The organism is Glycomyces sp. NPDC021274, from assembly GCF_040641195.1.
Taxonomy (GTDB): Bacteria; Actinomycetota; Actinomycetes; order Mycobacteriales; family Micromonosporaceae; genus Glycomyces.
This window is the reverse complement of the sequence record NZ_JBFADC010000005.1, coordinates 337,216-352,814: the sequence shown is the minus strand read 5'-3', so window position 1 is coordinate 352,814 and position 15,599 is coordinate 337,216. Positions and strand designations below refer to the sequence as shown.

Genomic DNA, 15,599 nt, shown 5'->3' with positions numbered 1-15,599 from the left:
GTGAAACAGTCCACTGAGACTTGTTGGCGACGGCCGCTTTCCGGTAATAATGACTCAGGCCACGCCCGCCATCACGATCGAGATCTGGAGGCTAGACGATGACCGTGCTCCTGGTGCCGTACCACCTCGACGAGCGCCTTCCCGATGACGAGTTCCCGGTCGTCGCCGACCGCGTCGTGACCAAGGACCTGCCCGAGGGGACCTTCTGGGCCCGCGCCGCCGACCTCTACGCCCTCGTCGGCGACGCCGTAGCCACCGCCGACCGCCCCACCGTGGTCACCGCCGACTGCACCGTCGCCATCGGCGTCGTCGCGGGACTCCAGCGCCAGGGCATCGAACCGTCGATCATCTGGTTCGACGCCCACGGCGACCTCCACACGTCCACCAGCAGCGCCTCCGGCTACCCCGGCGGCATGGTGCTGCGCACCCTCCTCGGCGACGGCGACCCCGCGATCGCCGCGGCCACCGCCCTCTCCCCGGTCCCGCCCGAGCGGGTGACCCTCGTCGACGCCCGCGACCTCGACGGACCCGAGGTCGACTACCTCGCCGACAGTCCCATCACCCACGCCACCGTGGAAACCGCAACGGCCCCAGAAGGACCGATCTACCTCCACATCGACCTGGACGTCATCGACGCCGACGCGGTCCCCGGCCTGCGGTACCCGGTCACCCCGGGCCCCGCCCCCGACCAGATCCGGGACGCGGCCCTGCGCATCCTCGCCACGGGCAGAGTCGCCGCCATGACCATCGCCTGCACCTGGCATCCCGGGTCGGACACGCCGATCGCGGTCCGCAAGCTCATCGACGAACTCATCACCGCCGCAAGCTGACCCGAACACAACGAAGGGCGCCGTCCGCAATGGACGGCGCCCTTTTGCTTTGCCTTGCATTGGGAATTCGCCAGAAGAAGTTCCGGAATTAGGAGAGCCGGCCGGCCCACGGGGGCGCGGCCGACCGGCTCGGCTTCAGGGCGGCTAACCGCGTTTGTACTTCTCCCACCAAGTGAAGGTACCTCGATATGCCGACGGCGTGTTGTCAGCGGCGTGACTCGCCAGACCGTTCTTGCCGAAGAAGTAGTCGTGCACCTGCCGCTGCGCCGGACCCGACATGTCGGTGTCGCCCACCGCATTCGCGTGAATGTGGTAGCTGAACCCCTGCTCGGGCGTGCGCAGCCAGGCCGCGAAACCGACGTCGCGCATCGCCTTCACCGTCTGCCAGCGCTGCGTCGCCGTCATCGAACCGACATTGACATCGACGACCCCGCCGCCGTCATGCGTCCCTGCGGAGCTCGGGTTCCCGGTGGTGTACGAGCCCTGGCTGAGCGTGATGCTCCAGGAGAGCATGGCGTCGGCGGCAACGAGCATGTTCTTGGTGCGGGTGTTGACCCGCCTGCCGCCGTACGAGTCCGTGCTCGACCCGACGTTGATCGCGCGGGTCACGGTGAACAGGCCGGTGTCGGACCCGAGCTTGGTGAGCGAGGTCGGGCCGGGGATGCCGTTGGCGTCGAGTCCGGTGTAGCCCAAGGACTTCTGCCAGGCGGAGTAGGCGCTGATGGTGGTGGTGCCGTAGTGGCCGTCCACCGAGCCCGCGGCGAGGAAGTTCTTGGCGTCGAGTGCCTGCTCCACGACCCTGACGTGCGGTCCGGCTGTGAGCGTGGTCCCGGTGCCGGACTTCGGCGGGTCGACCATGGCGGCGACGAGCACGAGTTCCATGTCGACGGCGGTGGCGGCCTGGGCGGCGTTCCCGCTGAGAACGGCAGGAACGGTGGCGGCGCCGATGCCGCCGGCGGCCATGATGGCGCGGCGAAGGAGCCAGCGGCGGGAGCGGGGGTGGGGTGTTCCGGACGGTTGGGAGGTCAGGGAGGTCATCTGTTCGGTCCCTTCCAGGGGTACGCACCGAGGGGTGTGATCGACGCGACAACGGTCGTGTCACGGAACCATATCGAAGAAACCTTTCGCTGAGAAGTCCCCCAGTGAAACAAAACTTCATCCGGGGAAGATTTCATCCCAACCCGGCGCACAAGCCACCTGCCCTCCGGCGCTTCGATAGTCGGCCTCGTATGCGGACCCACACACTGTGCACCCGCCAAATATCATTGAGCGACACTCGTCTGAGAGGTGGCCATGTCCTCGACCGTCGAAGTCGCGATCTCCACGGAGACCGCCAAATACGCCCCCGACAGCCCCCAATGGCGACGCGAGGTCGCCGCTCTCCACGCCGAACTGCATCGCGAGACCGGAAGGGTCGCAACGCAGTCCATGCCGGTATCAGGCACCAAGGGCGGCGTCGTGGAGATCATCCTCGCGCTAGGTACCTCGGGAGCCCTCCTCTCCGCCGTGCAGGTCTTCCGCGCCTGGCTCGGCCGCGACAAGACCCGCACGATCACCGCCACCTGGACCGACGAAGACGGCAAGGAACGACGGTTCACCCTGACAGGTGAGAACATCGACCAGCAGTCGCTCACTGCCATGAGCGAATCCATCGGCCGCATGATCGAGCGCGGCTGATGCCTGAACACCGTTACCGTGCCCTCCTCATCGGCAACGCCGTATTCAGGCGAGACCCGCAAGGCCTCCCCAAACTGCACGGCCCGCGAGCCGACGTCGACGCCCTCTGCGATGCCCTGGCCGACCCCGAGTCGGGCCTGTTCGCCGTCGAGGAGATCGAAACGCTCATCGACCGCAGCTTGCAGAGTCTGCGCGAGGAGCTGTACCGCTTTTTCGTCACAGATGCGACGCCGGACGACGTCCTCTTCCTCTACTACAGCGGTCACGGCAAGCTCGATATTCAGGGCCGACTCCACCTGTGCACCAATGACACCCGGATGGACTCACTGCGGGTGACTGCATTGCAGTACAAGGAGCACATCGAGGAGCTGATCAAGGAATCTCCGGCGAACGCTGCCGTCACAATCCTCGACTGCTGCCACAGCGGCGCCTTCCGAGGAGGCGAACTCAAGGTCAAGGCCACCGGCAAAGGCCGTTGTGTCATCACCAGCGCCAGCGCCAACGAACTCGCCTTGGACGCGTTCGGCCCGGGAGGCACAAGCCCGTTCACCAGCGCCCTGGTCACCGGCCTGCGCTTCGCACGGGCCGACGGCCGACTCACCACCCAAGACCTCTACGACTACGTGGAAACCGAACTCAGCCCGGCCGGCAACTCCCGCCCCCAGTTCTACTTCGACGGCGAAGGCTCGATAGCACTCGCCAATCGGTCCCCCCGCAAGACCCCTTCTGCGCCATCTCAGGTTGACATCGCCCCGGTCACGACCGATACCGTTGCCGCGCAGTCTGCACCGATACCCGACCAGAGAACGCCCGAACTCGGACGTTCGCGGTCGGGACCGATCGTGCCGGCCCTCCCTGAACCTCGGACCCATCTGTGGACTCTGCTCAATGAAGCGGCGACATCCGCCCTGTCCGAGAAGGATCGCGGCCAGGCGAGCAGAGCTTTGCAGGAGGTCGCAGAAGAGGCTGCCCGATTCGATGTGCGATGGCCCATAGCAGTGTTGAAGCGGCTCGGCAACGGCCCTGAACGGCAGGCGGTCGCCGAGGCCCTCCTCACCGGGCTCGCGAAGCTGAACCCCATCCAGGCGATCGAATTCGCTCGAGACTTCTACCTCGGTAGCCCGGAACGCACCGGCGCTCATCTTGCAATCGCCTCCGTGCTCCCCGAATCTGAGCAGGAGCTGGCACAGCGGGTCCTCTGGGACGCGTTCGACTCGTGCGCGCTGCAATCCGGCAAGCGGGTAGCGCGGCTTATCGTCCGCATCCTGGAGATCCGGTCTTACCTCGACGTAGCTGAACCTCCAGAAAGCGTTGCCGCGCTCGTCCGAGTCGCGAAAGGACTCAATTCTGCCGATCGGGAGATCTGGGCCGAATTTGACCTCGCGCTGAAGTCCTGCCTCTCGCAAGAGCGGGATCCGGTTGTGAGAGCGCAGAGTCAGGCCGATGCGGCGCTGAAGTTGGCACTGTTCGACCCCGTTGCCGCACAGGACTTCTTCAGATCGGGAGATCACTTCCTGCCGGAACCCGCGTTCAAGCTGCTGCCGATCGCCGACATCACCATGGGCGGCGCCGCCATGCTCGGCGTCGATCCGGCGACCGGCCATCGGCTCTTTGAGGTCGCCGAACGTCGCTGCAGGTCCCAGGATGACTGGATCGAGTTCTTCGACGCTCTGATCGGCCTGGTGGGGGCATCGCCCGGTCCCACGCCGACCACCGCCGACCATCTGGTCACCATGATGGAGCGCGCCGCCGATCGGGTGTCGGACAACGAGTGGTGGCAGGTCTCTTCGGCCGCAGAAGCGCTGGTCGCCTCCGCACCGGTGGCCGCTGGTCGCCTTCTACGGCTCGACCCCGACGAGGATCGCATGCGCCGGAACCTGATCAGACTCGCGAAGGAGGCCGCCGCCGTCGATGCGAGCGCGGCTCGGCACATCGCCACTGCGGCTGAGCGATTGGTCCTGTCGATCATCGACGAGTCCGAGCAGGCCCAGGAGCTCGGCACCCTCGCTGAGGCATTCGCGGCGGTCGACCCCGAGCACGCGGTGCGACTGCTGAAGTCGATACCGGGAACCGATGGCCGCCGGCCGGCTGCGATCGCGAAGGTCGCCGCAGTGGTCACCGCCGCGTTCCCTGATCGGATCTCGATGCTCGCCGATGTGTTCAATGATGGCGACGGACTCGGTACTCCGGTGGCCGCCGTCTATGAGGGGGTCGCCAAAATCGATCCCGATCGGGCGATGCAACTGATAGCGCCGTTCCCAGATTCGCCCTTCAAGAACTTGGTCATCGAGAGCGCCGCCGCATCCTTGGCCGAGACCGAGCCGGATCGAGCCGCAGAGCTCGCGTTCGACATCGAAGACCAGGCCCGTCGCGGTCATGCGCTACTGACAATCGTGCAGAAGATCGTGGCAAGCGAGCCCGAACGCGCCGGCGCGCTAGCCCGTCGCATTCCGGACAACGATGATTGCGGCTATGCGAGGATCACCGCCCTGTGCGCAGCAGGCCGGGCTCTCGTCGGTCAGAATCCGTACCAGGCCGAGCAACTGCTCAGGCTGGCGGAAACGACGGCCAACTCGATGAAGGATGACTGCCGCAAAGGTGCGATGCTATCCAAAATCGCAACGGTGTACATCGAGATCGGTTCAGCAACCCTGCAGATATCCAAGCTGCTCGCACGAGCTGAAGCCTGCGCGTCGGCGAACCCCGACGACGATCCCGACGACCGGACTTCGCTACTGGCCGAGGTCATGATCGGATTGGCGTTGATCGCACCCAAGCGGGCGGAGCGGATTGCGGAGACGCTGCCAGATCAGTGGAGCGCGCGCGATGCGGATCTTGGAAACGCGGCCAAGGCCATGGCGCCCAATGATCCTCGCCGCGCCCAGCAGTTCGCTTCGATGATCAGCGAGAACTGGGAGCTCCTGCGGACCCAGGCCGCGCTCGTGGAAGAGTTCTGCAGGTCCGCGCCGGCGCGCGCCGAGCACTTGGCACTGTCGATGGCACCGGGCGAGTACCGGACGCGCGCCCTCCTCGCGGTCGCCGAAGCCGGAGTTCGCCGACAGTCCTGGTGACATCTAGGCCGTGGGTCGAAGCGCTGCACTCGCGAGCGGATGCCTTACCGGTCGGATCTCCTGGACAGCAGCCAGCGGATTTCTTCGGTGATGAGATCGATGCCGTTCCCGACCGGCTCGTACCCGAGCTCGAGCGCGGCGGTCGTATCCAGCACCATCGGGGTCTGCCACGGGTGTCGCCCCCGCTCGGAGCCGCCTGGGACGGGCTCGATCCGTCCGTCCCAGGAGAGTTCGGTGGCTATGGCGCCCACGATCTCCTCGGCGGTCGGAGTGTCGGGATCTGCGGCGTTCAAGATGCGGCGGCCCGGACGGGTTGCGACGGTCTTGATCAGGGCCGCAGCATTCTTGGCCGCGGTGAGGTGATCGATGGTGTCCGCGTGCGCGAGCTCGATGCGCTGGTCGCCGCTGAGCATCCGGTCGATGATGCTCTCGGTGCGCGCGTTGCGCGCCCACCGCCCGTGCACTTTCGAGGGTCTGATGACGGTGACCGGGAGGCCCGATGCGAGGGCCGTCTGCTCGGCTGCGGCCTTGCAGGGGCCGTAGCCTTCGCGGGTGAACGGATCCGTGCCGTCCGGGGCGGGCGGCAGGGTCGGTGCCGCTTCGCTGACCGGATGGCGAAACTGCGGCGGTTCGTCGCCGTTGAGGTGGCGGCCGGCGTCGTCAACGTAGACGGCTCGGCCCGATATCAATACCAGGCTTTGCACGGAGGACATGGCCGGAAGGAGGGCCCGCACGTCCTCGGCGGTGTAGGCCACGAGGTCGACCAGCAAGTCGGCGCCGTCGCCGACGAGGCGTTGCACACCGCGGGTGTCGCTTCGTTCGAGTTGGTGGAAACGGACACCCGCCTCATCCATCGCCTCGGGCATTCGGGACCGGTCGCGTCCGGTCACCTCGACGTCCCATCCCGCCTCGGACAGCAGCATCGCTGTCGCCCCGCCGATGGCGCCGGTCCCACCCAGAAGCACTGCGCGCACGTCAAAACCCCAATCCATGGACGACTTGGCACTGTACGGGATCGCGGAGCCTGTCAAAAACCTCGGGAGCACGTCCCGGTGGCTCCTGCTCCGCTGCCGATGTCCGATGCTGTCTGGGACGCATACAGATCGCCGCCCCGGGCGCGCTCCTCTATCCGAAGTGGAAGGGCACTCGTCGACGACTTCAGACGGCACGCTCCATGCACACCAGTTGATCCCGTTCCTCCCACGATTCGGCGACGGTGAAACCGAGCCGCTCGTACAGGGCGATGGCACCTGCCCGCCACTGCCATACCGACAGCCGCACCGTGCTGGCGCCGCTCTCCGCGGCATGCGCAAGCGCGGCGTTGACCAGGCCGGACGCGATGCCACGGCTCCGGAATGCCGGGTCTGTCCAGAGCCTCTTGACCTCTGACCGGCCGCCGACGGGGGCGGTCACCACCAAGCAGCCCACGGCTGTGTCACCGCTCAGGGCCATCAGCACCACATCGTCGGCGAACACGGCCCGCGGGTCCAGGACTTCTGCCCTGTAGCGGTCCGGCAACCCGTCCACATCGACAACGGCCTCACCCTTCTCTGCCTCCGTCCGCAGATGGTAGGCCGCCAGCAACTCGGCCAACCGATCCACGGAAGGGCCCTGACCTGGCCAGCGGACAATGGCAACCTTGCGTCGATCGGTCATTGCCCCAGCATCACACGACGGGTGCCGAACACCGAGCGAGCCCCCCGATCCACGTTCGCACAAGCAGCCATCGGCCTTGAAACGCTGCCCTAGAGGTACAGGCAGAAGGGGTGGCCGGCCGGGTCGAAGAGGACGCGGACGTCGGATTGGGGTTGGGTCTCGGCGAGGGTGGCGCATTGGGCGACGGCGTGTGCGACTGCGTCGTCAAGGTCGTCGACCTGGATGTCGAGGTGCTGCGTCGCGAACGGCCGGTCCGGTTCGGCGGGCCAGACGGGCGTCCTCCAGCGGCGCTCATACTCGAAGTTCAACTCGAGGTCGTGCCCGTTCGAGGCGATCTTGGCGAACCCGGCCTCGGGCGGCTCGCCTGGCGCGGGTCCGGATTTGGTGGTCACCGTCCGACCGAGGAGCCGCCCGTAGAAGTCGGCGAGAGCGAGCGGATCGGGCGCACCGATGGTGATGGCGTTCAAAGTGAGTCGTGGCATCTCCATGCCACCAGGCTAAGGCTCGCAACCCCGCGATCGCGGAGATTCCCCGAGAGAGGCTGGGCCCCAAGCGCTTCTCACCGGCGGAGAGCGTTCGACCGCCGCAAATAGAGCTCGTAGTTGAGCAGGTAGCAGGTGTAGTTGAGCGTGTCGGGCTGATCGATCCCGAACGTGAAGCACATGAGCGCAGCGGGCCGGAATCGCCGACCGTCCATACCGATGACCTCGCCCTAGGACGTGCTCTTATCGTGGACGGCCTCGAAGCCCCAGATCTGGTCCCACCGAAACGTTTGGCGCCGCCCGAACCGGCGGATGAACGTGACCTCGTCTCGGTCCACGATGATCTTGCACGGAAGGGCTGCAGCCGTTGCGATCGTGAAAATCGCGAAGAATCCGATGTACGCCGGAGCCTCCCTGCGGCTCTCGGCATCGGCGCCGTCTCGATAGACGATCACGATAACGACCAAAGTGAGCAAGAGGCTGCCGGCGATGGCGCAACCCAAGACAGCACCCCAGAACGCAGCTTTGCACCTGATTGTCCGGGGATACTTTATGCCGCCGAGCGTACTCGGCGACGGCAACGTCGGAGATCATTCGCCGGCCCGAACCCCGGTTGGGAAGACCTATAACACCAAGGGCGGCAACGCCTTCGCGTTGCCGCCCTAAGTCTTGCCCTATTGTCCGGCGGTGAAGCCGGGGACCGCGTCTAGACGACGCGGTCGAGGATGATCGGGCCGCGCTTGGCGGGTTCCGCCCCGACCTTCCACTGGCCTTCGAGGGATTCCTTGGCACCCGTGAAGCGTTCGGGGGTGTCGGTGTGGAGGCGGAAGACGGTGTCGCCCTTCTGGACCGGCTCGCCGACGGTCTTCAGGATCTCGATGCCCGCGCCGAACTGGACCGGTTGGCCCTGGCGTTCGCGGCCCGCGCCCAGGCGCCAGGCGGCGACGCCCACGGCGTAGGCGTCCATCTCCGAGACGAAGCCGTCAGCGTCGGCCTTGATCTCCTCGAACTCGCGCGCGATCGGGAGCGGGGCGTCGACCTGTCCGCCCTGGGCGGCGATCATCTTGCGCCACTTGTCCATCGCGCGGCCGTCGTTGAGTGCGGCGGCCGGGTCGGCGTCGGGCTGGCCTGCCGCGGCGAGCATTTCCTTGGCGAGAGCGACCGTGAGCTCGACGACGTCCGCAGGGCCGCCACCGGCCAGGACCTCGACCGACTCGCGCACTTCGAGCGCGTTGCCCGCCGTGCGGCCCAAGGGGATCGACATGTCCGTGAGGAGCGCGCGGGTGTCCACGTCGTGGTCCTTGCCGAGGCGGACCATGGTCTCGGCGAGTTCGCGGGCCTGCGCGAAGTCCTTCATGAAGGCGCCGGAGCCGACCTTGACGTCGAGGACGATCGCGTCCGCGCCCTCGGCGATCTTCTTGCACATGATCGAGGAGGCGATGAGCGGGATGGCCTCCACAGTGGAGGTGATGTCGCGCAGCGCGTACAGCTTCTTGTCCGCGGGGGCGAGGTCGCCCGTGGCGGCGCAGATGACCGCGCCGATGTCCTTGAGCTGCTCGAGCACCTGGGCCTCGGTCATGTCGACCTGGAAGCCGGGGATGGACTCGAGCTTGTCGAGCGTGCCGCCGGTGTGGCCGAGTCCGCGGCCCGAGAGCTGCGGGACCGCGACGTCGAAGACGGCGACGAGCGGTGCCAGCGGGAGCGTGATCTTGTCGCCCACACCGCCGGTGGAGTGCTTGTCGACGCACGGCTTGCCCACGGAGGAGAGGTCGAGGGTGATGCCGGAGCGGATCATCGCGGCCGTCCAGTCGGCGATCTCGCGCGGCTTCGCTCCATTGAGGAAGATCGCCATGGCGAGGGCGGACATCTGCTCGTCGGCGACCGCGCCCTTGGTGTAGGCGTCGATGACCCAGTCGATCTGGGCGGTCGAGAGTTCGCCGCCGTCGCGCTTGGTGCGGATGACGTCTACAGCGGTGATCATTTGGGTTTCCCTCACAGACAATGGAATTCGATGACCGAGAGCGCGAGGGCAGGTCACCTGACCTGCCCCCGCCCTACAGGTAGTCGGGGCCGAACGCGCCCGGGAGCAGGGCCCCCACGGTCGTCGGCTCCGGCGTGTCGTCCACCAGGCACTCGGCGCCGCCGTGCTCGTAGAGGAGCTGGCGGCACCGGCCGCAGGGGGTGAGGGGTTCCCCTGCGCGGTCGACGCATGCGATCGCGACCAGTCGCCCGCCGCCGGTGCGCGCGAGTTCGGAGACCATGCCGCATTCGGCGCAGAGGGTCAGGCCGAACGAGGCGTTCTCGACGTTGCAGCCGGAGACGATCCGGCCGTCGTCGACGAGGCCGGCGACGCCCACCGGGAACTTCGAGTACGGCGCGTAGGCGTGGCGCATGGCCTCGCGTGCCTTGTCGCGCAAGGCGTCCCAGTCGATTTCGGCCATCGCTGCGCCCATGGCTACTTGTCCCCCGGGTTGTACGGAACGCCGTCGGCCGCAGGGGCCTTGGCCTTGCCGATGAGCCCGGCGACGACCACGAGCGTGACCGCGTACGGGAGCATCTGCAGGAACTCGCCGGGCACCAGGGCGCCGCCCGCGGCGTCCAGGTCGCGGGCGACCTGGGTGGTGAAGCCGAAGATGAGCGCGCCGGCGAGCACGCCGAGCGGGTTCCAGCGGCCCACGATCATGACCGCGAGCGCCACGAAGCCGAGACCGGCCGTCATGTTCTTGCTGAACGCCAGGGAGTTCGCGATGGTGAACCAGGCGCCGCCGAAGCCGGCGATGAGGCCGGCGAGGGTGACGTTCCAGTACCGGAGTCGGTTCACGTTGACGCCCATGGAGTCCGCGGCGGCGGGGTGCTCGCCGACCGCGCGGGTGCGCAGGCCCCAGCGGGTGCGGTAGAGCAGGAACCACACCACGAACACCAGGACGAGTCCGATGTAGACGAAGATCTTCTGCTGGAAGAGGACCGGGCCGATCACCGGGATGTCGGCGAGGGGACCCCAGGTGATCGTCGGCACCGTGAACGCGCTGTTGAGGCCCTCGGCCTTCTTCAGCTGGTCGAACATGAAGCTGGTGAAGCCCAGCGCCAGCAGGTTGAGGATGACGCCCACGACGACCTGGTTGACCTGGTACTTCGTGGCGAGCAGGGCCAGGAGCATGGTCGAGAGGAGGCCTGCGAGCATCGCGCCGACCATGCCGGCGTAGACGTTCCCGGTGATGTTCGCGACCAGGACGCCGGTGAAGGCGCCCATGAGGAACTGGCCCTCGATGCCGATGTTGATGACGCCCGAGCGTTCGCAGATCACGCCCGAGAGCGCACCGAACAGGTAAGGGAGCGAGAGGAACAGCGCCCCGGCGAGGATCGACTCGGCGCGGAAGAGCGTGCCCGGCTGCGAGTACGCCCAGAACAGCAGGCCGAGCACGAACGCGGCCACCGCGATCCCGGAGACGAGCTTCAAGCGGCGCTTGGGGATCCCGATGAGCATCCAGGCGCCCGCCGCGGCCGTGATCGCGCCGAGGACGGCCACGCAGGCCGTGGTGGGCAGGGCCCACTCGACGTCGGTGAGGGTGCGGTCGAAGCTGATCGTGGTCGTGTCGCCGCCGGCGATCACCGCGAAGGCGATGACGATGAGCAGCAGGCCGAGCGCGGCGAGGATGCCGCCGGCCTTGGCGTACTTGACCGGGGCGCTCTCGTCGATGTGCGCGGGTGAGGCGGTCATGGTGTCCACTGCCATGGGGCTCACCAGCCTTTCGCTTCGAGGGTGACCAGGCCGCCGCGCGGCGTGCGCAGATGCAGGATCGCCTTGACCAGTGCGGGTGCGGCGATGAAGAGCACGATGATCGCCTGCAGCAGCGTCGAGATGTCAACGGGCACATCGGGCTGGGCCGACAGGGCTCCGGCCTTCAGCGCGCCGAACAGGAGCGCCGCGGCGACGATGCCGCCGGGGTTGGCGCGGCCGAGGAGGGCGACGGTGATGCCGTCGAAGCCGTACTCCAGGGCCGTGTTCGTGGTGATGCCCGAGGAGCCGACGCCCAGGGAGAGGGCCGCGCCCGCGAGGCCCGCGAGCCCGCCCGCGACTGCCATCGTGGTCGTGTACGTCGAGCCGATGCGCATACCCGCGGTCGCGGAGGCGTGCTCGTTGAAGCCGACCGCGCGGATGCGGAACCCGAACGTGGACCGCGAGAGCAGCCACCAGGTGAAGACCGCGGCGGCGATGCCGACCATGAGCGCCCAGTTGACGCGCAGGCTCTCGCCGAGCCCGGAGAGGAGCCTCGGCATGATCGCCGACTCGTCCACCGGCTTGGTGATGAGGTCCGGCTTCGTCTCCGAGTGGAGGAAGTCGGTGCCGATGGCCCACACCAGGAACAGCGCCGCGATGTTGTTCAGCATGATCGAGGAGATGACCTCGTGCGCGCCGGTCGTGGCCTTGAGGACGCCGGGCACTGCGCCGAACGCGGCGCCCGCGAGCGCGCCCGCGATGACGGCCAGCGGCAGGTGGAGCACGGGCGGGAGGTCCAGGGCGAAGCCGACGATGAGCGCGCCGAGCATGCCGAAGATCATCTGGCCCTGGGCGCCGATGTTGAACAGGCCGGCGCGGAACGCCAGGCCCACGGCGAGGCCGGTGAAGATCAGCGGGGTCGCGTAGGTGAGGGTCTCGGACAGGGGGCGGAGCAGGTCGCCGAACTCGGCGGTGCCGGCCGCGAACCGGTCGAGGGTGTTGAGGTTGAGGATCGCGCCCTCGAACAGCGCGATGTAGGAGTCGCGCACGAGGTACCAGGAGGCGGAGAGGGCGTCCTGGGGGCGGGCGAAGAAGTACGTGTAGGTGGAGCGCACGTACTCGTCGGAGACGATGAGGAGGATCGCGCCGATGAGGAACGCCAGGAGGAGCGAGTAGATGGTGACCATGACCGAGTTGGCCTCGGTCAGGTAGCGGCCGAAGAGCCGCATGAAGCCCGGCTTCTCCTCGGGGGTCTCGCCCGCCTCAGGCTGGTCTGCGGCCGGGGCTTTCGTATCCGTGCTCATCGGTCACCTCCGTTGGCTTCCTCGTCGTTCGCGGTCGCGTCGTCCGCGTCTGCGTTCTGGTCTTCACTGCTCGCCGTTGCGGGTTCGCCCGCGGGGGCGATGTCGGCGCCGACCATGAGGCGGCCGATCACCTCGCGGGGCGTGTCGGGGGCGACCTCGCCGACGATGCGGCCGTTGTAGATCACGGCGATGCGGTCGGCGAGGGCGTAGATCTCGTCGAGTTCGGACGAGATGAGCAGGACCCCGGTGCCGGTGTCGCGCTCGGCGACGAGCCGGGAGTGGATGAACTCGGTCGCGCCGACGTCCACACCGCGGGTCGGCTGCGCCGCGACGAGGAACCGGCGGGGCCGGGAGAACTCGCGGGCGATGATGACCTTCTGCGCGTTGCCGCCCGAGAGCGCCGAGACGGGCTCCTCCGGGGACTGGGTGCGGATGTCGAACTCCGCGATCGAGTTCTCGGCCTGCTTGCGCACCGCGCCTGCGTTCACGGCGCCGCGCCTGCTGAACGGGGCGTCGCGGTACTGGTTGAGCACGAGGTTCTCGGCGACCGAGAACTCGCTGATGACGCCGTCGCGGCCGCGGTCCTCGGGGATGTAGCCGAGGCCGCCGGCGATGCGGGCGGCCGGGCCCGTGCCGTGCACGTCCTTGCCGTCGATCGCGATGTGGCCCGAGTCGGGCCTGATGAGGCCGAGGATCGAGCGGGCCAGTTCGGTCTGGCCGTTGCCCTCCACGCCCGCGAGGCCCACGATCTCTCCGGAGTGGACGGTGAGGTCGAGTCCGTCGACCACTTTCACCCCCGCGTCGGAGACGACGGTGAGGTCCTTGACCTCCAGGCGCGCCTCGCCCGGCACGGCCGGGGTCTTGTCGACCTGGAGGGTGACGGCCCGGCCGACCATCGCGGAGGCCATCTCGGCCTCCGAGGCGGCCGGTTCCAGCTCGGCGACCACTTTGCCGCGCCGGATCACCGTGATGGTGTCGGCGACGGCCTGGACCTCTTTGAGCTTGTGGGAGATGAACAGGATCGACGTGCCGGCGGCGGCGAGGTTCCGCATGATCTGCAGGAGCTCGGTGATCTCCGCGGGCGTGAGCACCGCGGTCGGCTCGTCGAGGATGAGCAGTTGCGTCTTCGGCCCGGAGAGGGCCTTGACGATCTCGACGCGCTGCTGGACGCCCACGGGCAGGTCCTCGCAGATCGCGTCGGGGTCGAGCTTGAGGCCGTACTCCTCGGACACGTCGAGCACGGCCTTGCGGGCGGCCTTGGCCGAGAGCACGCCAGCAGTGGCGTGCTCCCGGCCCAGCTGCACATTGTCAGCGACGCTGAAGGGACCGACGAGCTTGAAGTGCTGGTGCACCATCCCGATCCCGGCGGCGATGGCGTCGCCCGGACCTGAGAAGGAGACCGGCTCCCCGTCGATGAGGATCTCGCCGCTGGTGGGCGTCAGGATCCCGTAGAGCATGTTCATGAGCGTCGACTTGCCCGCGCCGTTCTCGCCGAGGATGGCGTGGATCTGGCCGGGCTCGACCACGAGGTCGATGTCGTCGTCAGCGGTGAACGAGCCGAACTTCTTCGTCAGGCCCTTCAGTTCGAGTCGCAAGTGCGTGTCCTTTTGCTTCGATCCGTCCGGCTACTGGGCGGCAGGGCTGGCCGGCGACTCGACGACGAGCGAGCCGTCGATGATCTGCTGGGTCAGCGCGTCGAGCTCGGCCTTGGTCTCGTCCGAGACGGCCGCGTCGAAGTCGTGGAACGGCGCGATGGAGACGCCGTCGTTGGCGAGCGTGCCCACGTAGGAGCCGGAGATGGCGTCCCCGCCGTTGGCGGCGTCGTAAGCGGCGAGCACGGCGTCCTTGACGGCGGTCTCCAGGCCCTTCTCGGCCGAGGTGATGATCTCGGCGCCGTACTCGGTGGACTCGTAGCCGTCGGTGTCGACCCAGATCGCGGAGACCGCGTCGTTCTCGGCGGCGGCGGTCAGCGCGCCGATGCCGGCGGGGCCGGCGACCGGGAAGAGGATGTCGGCGCCCTGCGTGATGAAGGTGTCCGAAGTGCTCTTGCCGGCGGCGGCGTCTTCGAAGCCGTTGATGAAGGTGCCGGTCTGGGCCTCGACGTCCCAGCCCAGGAGCTGCACGTCGGTGCCCTTGTCCTCGTTGTGCTTGGCGATGCCCTCGGCGAAGCCGTCCATGAAGATGGTCACCGGCGGGATCTGGATGCCGCCCCAGGTGGCGACCGTGCCCGTCTTGGACTGCGACGCGGCGACGTAACCGGCGAGGAAGGCGGACTGGGCGGTGTCGAACTGGATCGAGTAGACGTTCGCGACCTCGGAGAAGCCGTCGACCGTGGCGAACGCGGTGTCCGGGTTCGCGGTGGCGATCTTGTCCACGTTCTCGGTCATGAGACCGCCGACGCCCACGACGAAGTTGCAGCCGTCGTCGACCGTGGCCTGCAGGTTCGGGTCGTAGTCGGTCTCGGAGCTGGACTCCTTGACCTTGACCTCGATGTCGTCGTTCTCCTCGGCGGCGGCTTCCATGCCGGCCCAGGAGGACTCGTTGAAGGACTTGTCGTCCACGCCACCGGAGTCGGTGACCATGCACGCGAGGAACGAAGCGTCGGCGTTGTCGTCGCCGCCGTTCTCGGACGGGGCCTGGCCGCAAGCGGCAAGGGCGGCGAGGCCGACGGCGGAAAGACCCGCCACGGCCAGCTTGAACGGCTTGACAGCCATCTCGGTCTCCTTTGACGATCCAAGGGGTAAGTCGATACCCGCACCATCATGGCCGCAGTCGGTGGCCTTTGACACCGACCTTGATGATTTCGTTACCGAAACATCCTATGACTGAGACCAGCGGTGAACAGGTGTTTCACCCGCACT

At 67.6% G+C, this 15,599-nt stretch carries 15 protein-coding genes; 3 read left to right on the top strand and 12 right to left on the bottom strand.

From position 1 onward, the window contains the following. Nucleotides 1-98 precede the first annotated feature (98 nt). Nucleotides 99-830 (top strand): arginase family protein, encoded by a 732-nt coding sequence (locus tag AB0I03_RS14665; protein ID WP_360412022.1) that lies wholly within the window; start codon nt 99-101, stop codon nt 828-830. Between the two features lie 144 nt (nt 831-974). Here the strand turns inward: AB0I03_RS14665 and AB0I03_RS14660 are convergent, their stop codons facing one another. Continuing rightward, on the bottom strand, nt 975-1,868 hold the full coding sequence (locus AB0I03_RS14660; protein ID WP_360412019.1) for a peptidoglycan-binding protein: 894 nt from the start codon (nt 1,866-1,868) through the stop codon (nt 975-977). Nucleotides 1,869-2,123: 255 nt separating this feature from the next. On the opposite strand from AB0I03_RS14660, the gene AB0I03_RS14655 reads away from it, so the two are divergent. Further along, a complete protein-coding gene (locus AB0I03_RS14655) occupies nt 2,124-2,507 on the top strand; it encodes a hypothetical protein (RefSeq protein WP_360412016.1) in 384 nt (127 codons plus the stop codon). Next, a complete protein-coding gene (locus tag AB0I03_RS14650; protein ID WP_360412013.1) occupies nt 2,507-5,578 on the top strand; it encodes a caspase family protein in 3,072 nt (1,023 codons plus the stop codon). Before AB0I03_RS14655 ends, AB0I03_RS14650 begins: the two co-directional genes overlap by 1 nt. 44 nt (nt 5,579-5,622) lie before the next feature. Here the strand turns inward: AB0I03_RS14650 and AB0I03_RS14645 are convergent, their stop codons facing one another. The 11 genes from AB0I03_RS14645 to AB0I03_RS14595 all read right to left on the bottom strand — a co-directional run bounded on the left by AB0I03_RS14645 (nt 5,623) and on the right by AB0I03_RS14595 (nt 15,452). Beyond that, entirely contained in the window at nt 5,623-6,552 is a 930-nt protein-coding gene (locus AB0I03_RS14645; RefSeq protein ID WP_360412010.1) for an NAD-dependent epimerase/dehydratase family protein, read from the bottom strand. Between the two features lie 184 nt (nt 6,553-6,736). Continuing rightward, nucleotides 6,737-7,234 (bottom strand): GNAT family N-acetyltransferase, encoded by a 498-nt coding sequence (locus AB0I03_RS14640; protein WP_360412007.1) that lies wholly within the window; start codon nt 7,232-7,234, stop codon nt 6,737-6,739. 89 nt (nt 7,235-7,323) lie between these two features. Further along, nucleotides 7,324-7,722, bottom strand: coding sequence for a VOC family protein (locus AB0I03_RS14635; protein ID WP_360412004.1), 399 nt, complete (start codon nt 7,720-7,722; stop codon nt 7,324-7,326). Nucleotides 7,723-7,793: 71 nt separating this feature from the next. Continuing rightward, nucleotides 7,794-7,931, bottom strand: coding sequence for a hypothetical protein (locus tag AB0I03_RS14630; RefSeq protein WP_360412001.1), 138 nt, complete (start codon nt 7,929-7,931; stop codon nt 7,794-7,796). Nucleotides 7,932-7,946: 15 nt separating this feature from the next. Then, a complete protein-coding gene (locus AB0I03_RS14625; protein ID WP_360411998.1) occupies nt 7,947-8,219 on the bottom strand; it encodes a hypothetical protein in 273 nt (90 codons plus the stop codon). Nucleotides 8,220-8,422: 203 nt separating this feature from the next. Then, nucleotides 8,423-9,697 (bottom strand): thymidine phosphorylase, encoded by a 1,275-nt coding sequence (locus AB0I03_RS14620; protein ID WP_360411995.1) that lies wholly within the window; start codon nt 9,695-9,697, stop codon nt 8,423-8,425. Between the two features lie 73 nt (nt 9,698-9,770). Continuing rightward, on the bottom strand, nt 9,771-10,157 hold the full coding sequence (locus tag AB0I03_RS14615) for a cytidine deaminase (protein ID WP_360412227.1): 387 nt from the start codon (nt 10,155-10,157) through the stop codon (nt 9,771-9,773). A gap of 14 nt (nt 10,158-10,171) precedes the next feature. Continuing rightward, the gene (locus AB0I03_RS14610) at nt 10,172-11,449 is read right to left on the bottom strand and encodes an ABC transporter permease (protein WP_360411992.1); all 1,278 of its coding nucleotides are present in this window, start codon (nt 11,447-11,449) and stop codon (nt 10,172-10,174) included. 5 nt (nt 11,450-11,454) lie between these two features. After that, nucleotides 11,455-12,738 (bottom strand): ABC transporter permease, encoded by a 1,284-nt coding sequence (locus AB0I03_RS14605; protein ID WP_360411989.1) that lies wholly within the window; start codon nt 12,736-12,738, stop codon nt 11,455-11,457. Then, nucleotides 12,735-14,333 (bottom strand): ABC transporter ATP-binding protein, encoded by a 1,599-nt coding sequence (locus tag AB0I03_RS14600; protein WP_360411986.1) that lies wholly within the window; start codon nt 14,331-14,333, stop codon nt 12,735-12,737. Before AB0I03_RS14600 ends, AB0I03_RS14605 begins: the two co-directional genes overlap by 4 nt. Nucleotides 14,334-14,363: 30 nt before the next feature. Continuing rightward, nucleotides 14,364-15,452, bottom strand: coding sequence for a BMP family ABC transporter substrate-binding protein (locus AB0I03_RS14595; RefSeq protein WP_360411983.1), 1,089 nt, complete (start codon nt 15,450-15,452; stop codon nt 14,364-14,366). Nucleotides 15,453-15,599: the final 147 nt, after the last annotated feature.

Excerpts from the sequence above, each read along its gene's own strand:
- AB0I03_RS14660 (WP_360412019.1), bottom strand. The coding sequence starts at position 1,868 with ATGACCTCCCTGACCTCCCAACCGTCCGGAACACCCCACCCCCGCTCC.
- AB0I03_RS14620 (WP_360411995.1), bottom strand. The coding sequence starts at position 9,697 with ATGATCACCGCTGTAGACGTCATCCGCACCAAGCGCGACGGCGGCGAA.
- AB0I03_RS14615 (WP_360412227.1), bottom strand. The coding sequence starts at position 10,157 with ATGGCCGAAATCGACTGGGACGCCTTGCGCGACAAGGCACGCGAGGCC.
- AB0I03_RS14665 (WP_360412022.1), top strand. The coding sequence starts at position 99 with ATGACCGTGCTCCTGGTGCCGTACCACCTCGACGAGCGCCTTCCCGAT.
- AB0I03_RS14595 (WP_360411983.1), bottom strand. The coding sequence starts at position 15,452 with ATGGCTGTCAAGCCGTTCAAGCTGGCCGTGGCGGGTCTTTCCGCCGTC.
- AB0I03_RS14605 (WP_360411989.1), bottom strand. The coding sequence starts at position 12,738 with ATGAGCACGGATACGAAAGCCCCGGCCGCAGACCAGCCTGAGGCGGGC.
- AB0I03_RS14610 (WP_360411992.1), bottom strand. The coding sequence starts at position 11,449 with ATGGCAGTGGACACCATGACCGCCTCACCCGCGCACATCGACGAGAGC.
- AB0I03_RS14630 (WP_360412001.1), bottom strand. The coding sequence starts at position 7,931 with ATGGACGGTCGGCGATTCCGGCCCGCTGCGCTCATGTGCTTCACGTTC.
- AB0I03_RS14640 (WP_360412007.1), bottom strand. The coding sequence starts at position 7,234 with ATGACCGATCGACGCAAGGTTGCCATTGTCCGCTGGCCAGGTCAGGGC.
- AB0I03_RS14655 (WP_360412016.1), top strand. The coding sequence starts at position 2,124 with ATGTCCTCGACCGTCGAAGTCGCGATCTCCACGGAGACCGCCAAATAC.
- AB0I03_RS14650 (WP_360412013.1), top strand. The coding sequence starts at position 2,507 with ATGCCTGAACACCGTTACCGTGCCCTCCTCATCGGCAACGCCGTATTC.
- AB0I03_RS14635 (WP_360412004.1), bottom strand. The coding sequence starts at position 7,722 with ATGGAGATGCCACGACTCACTTTGAACGCCATCACCATCGGTGCGCCC.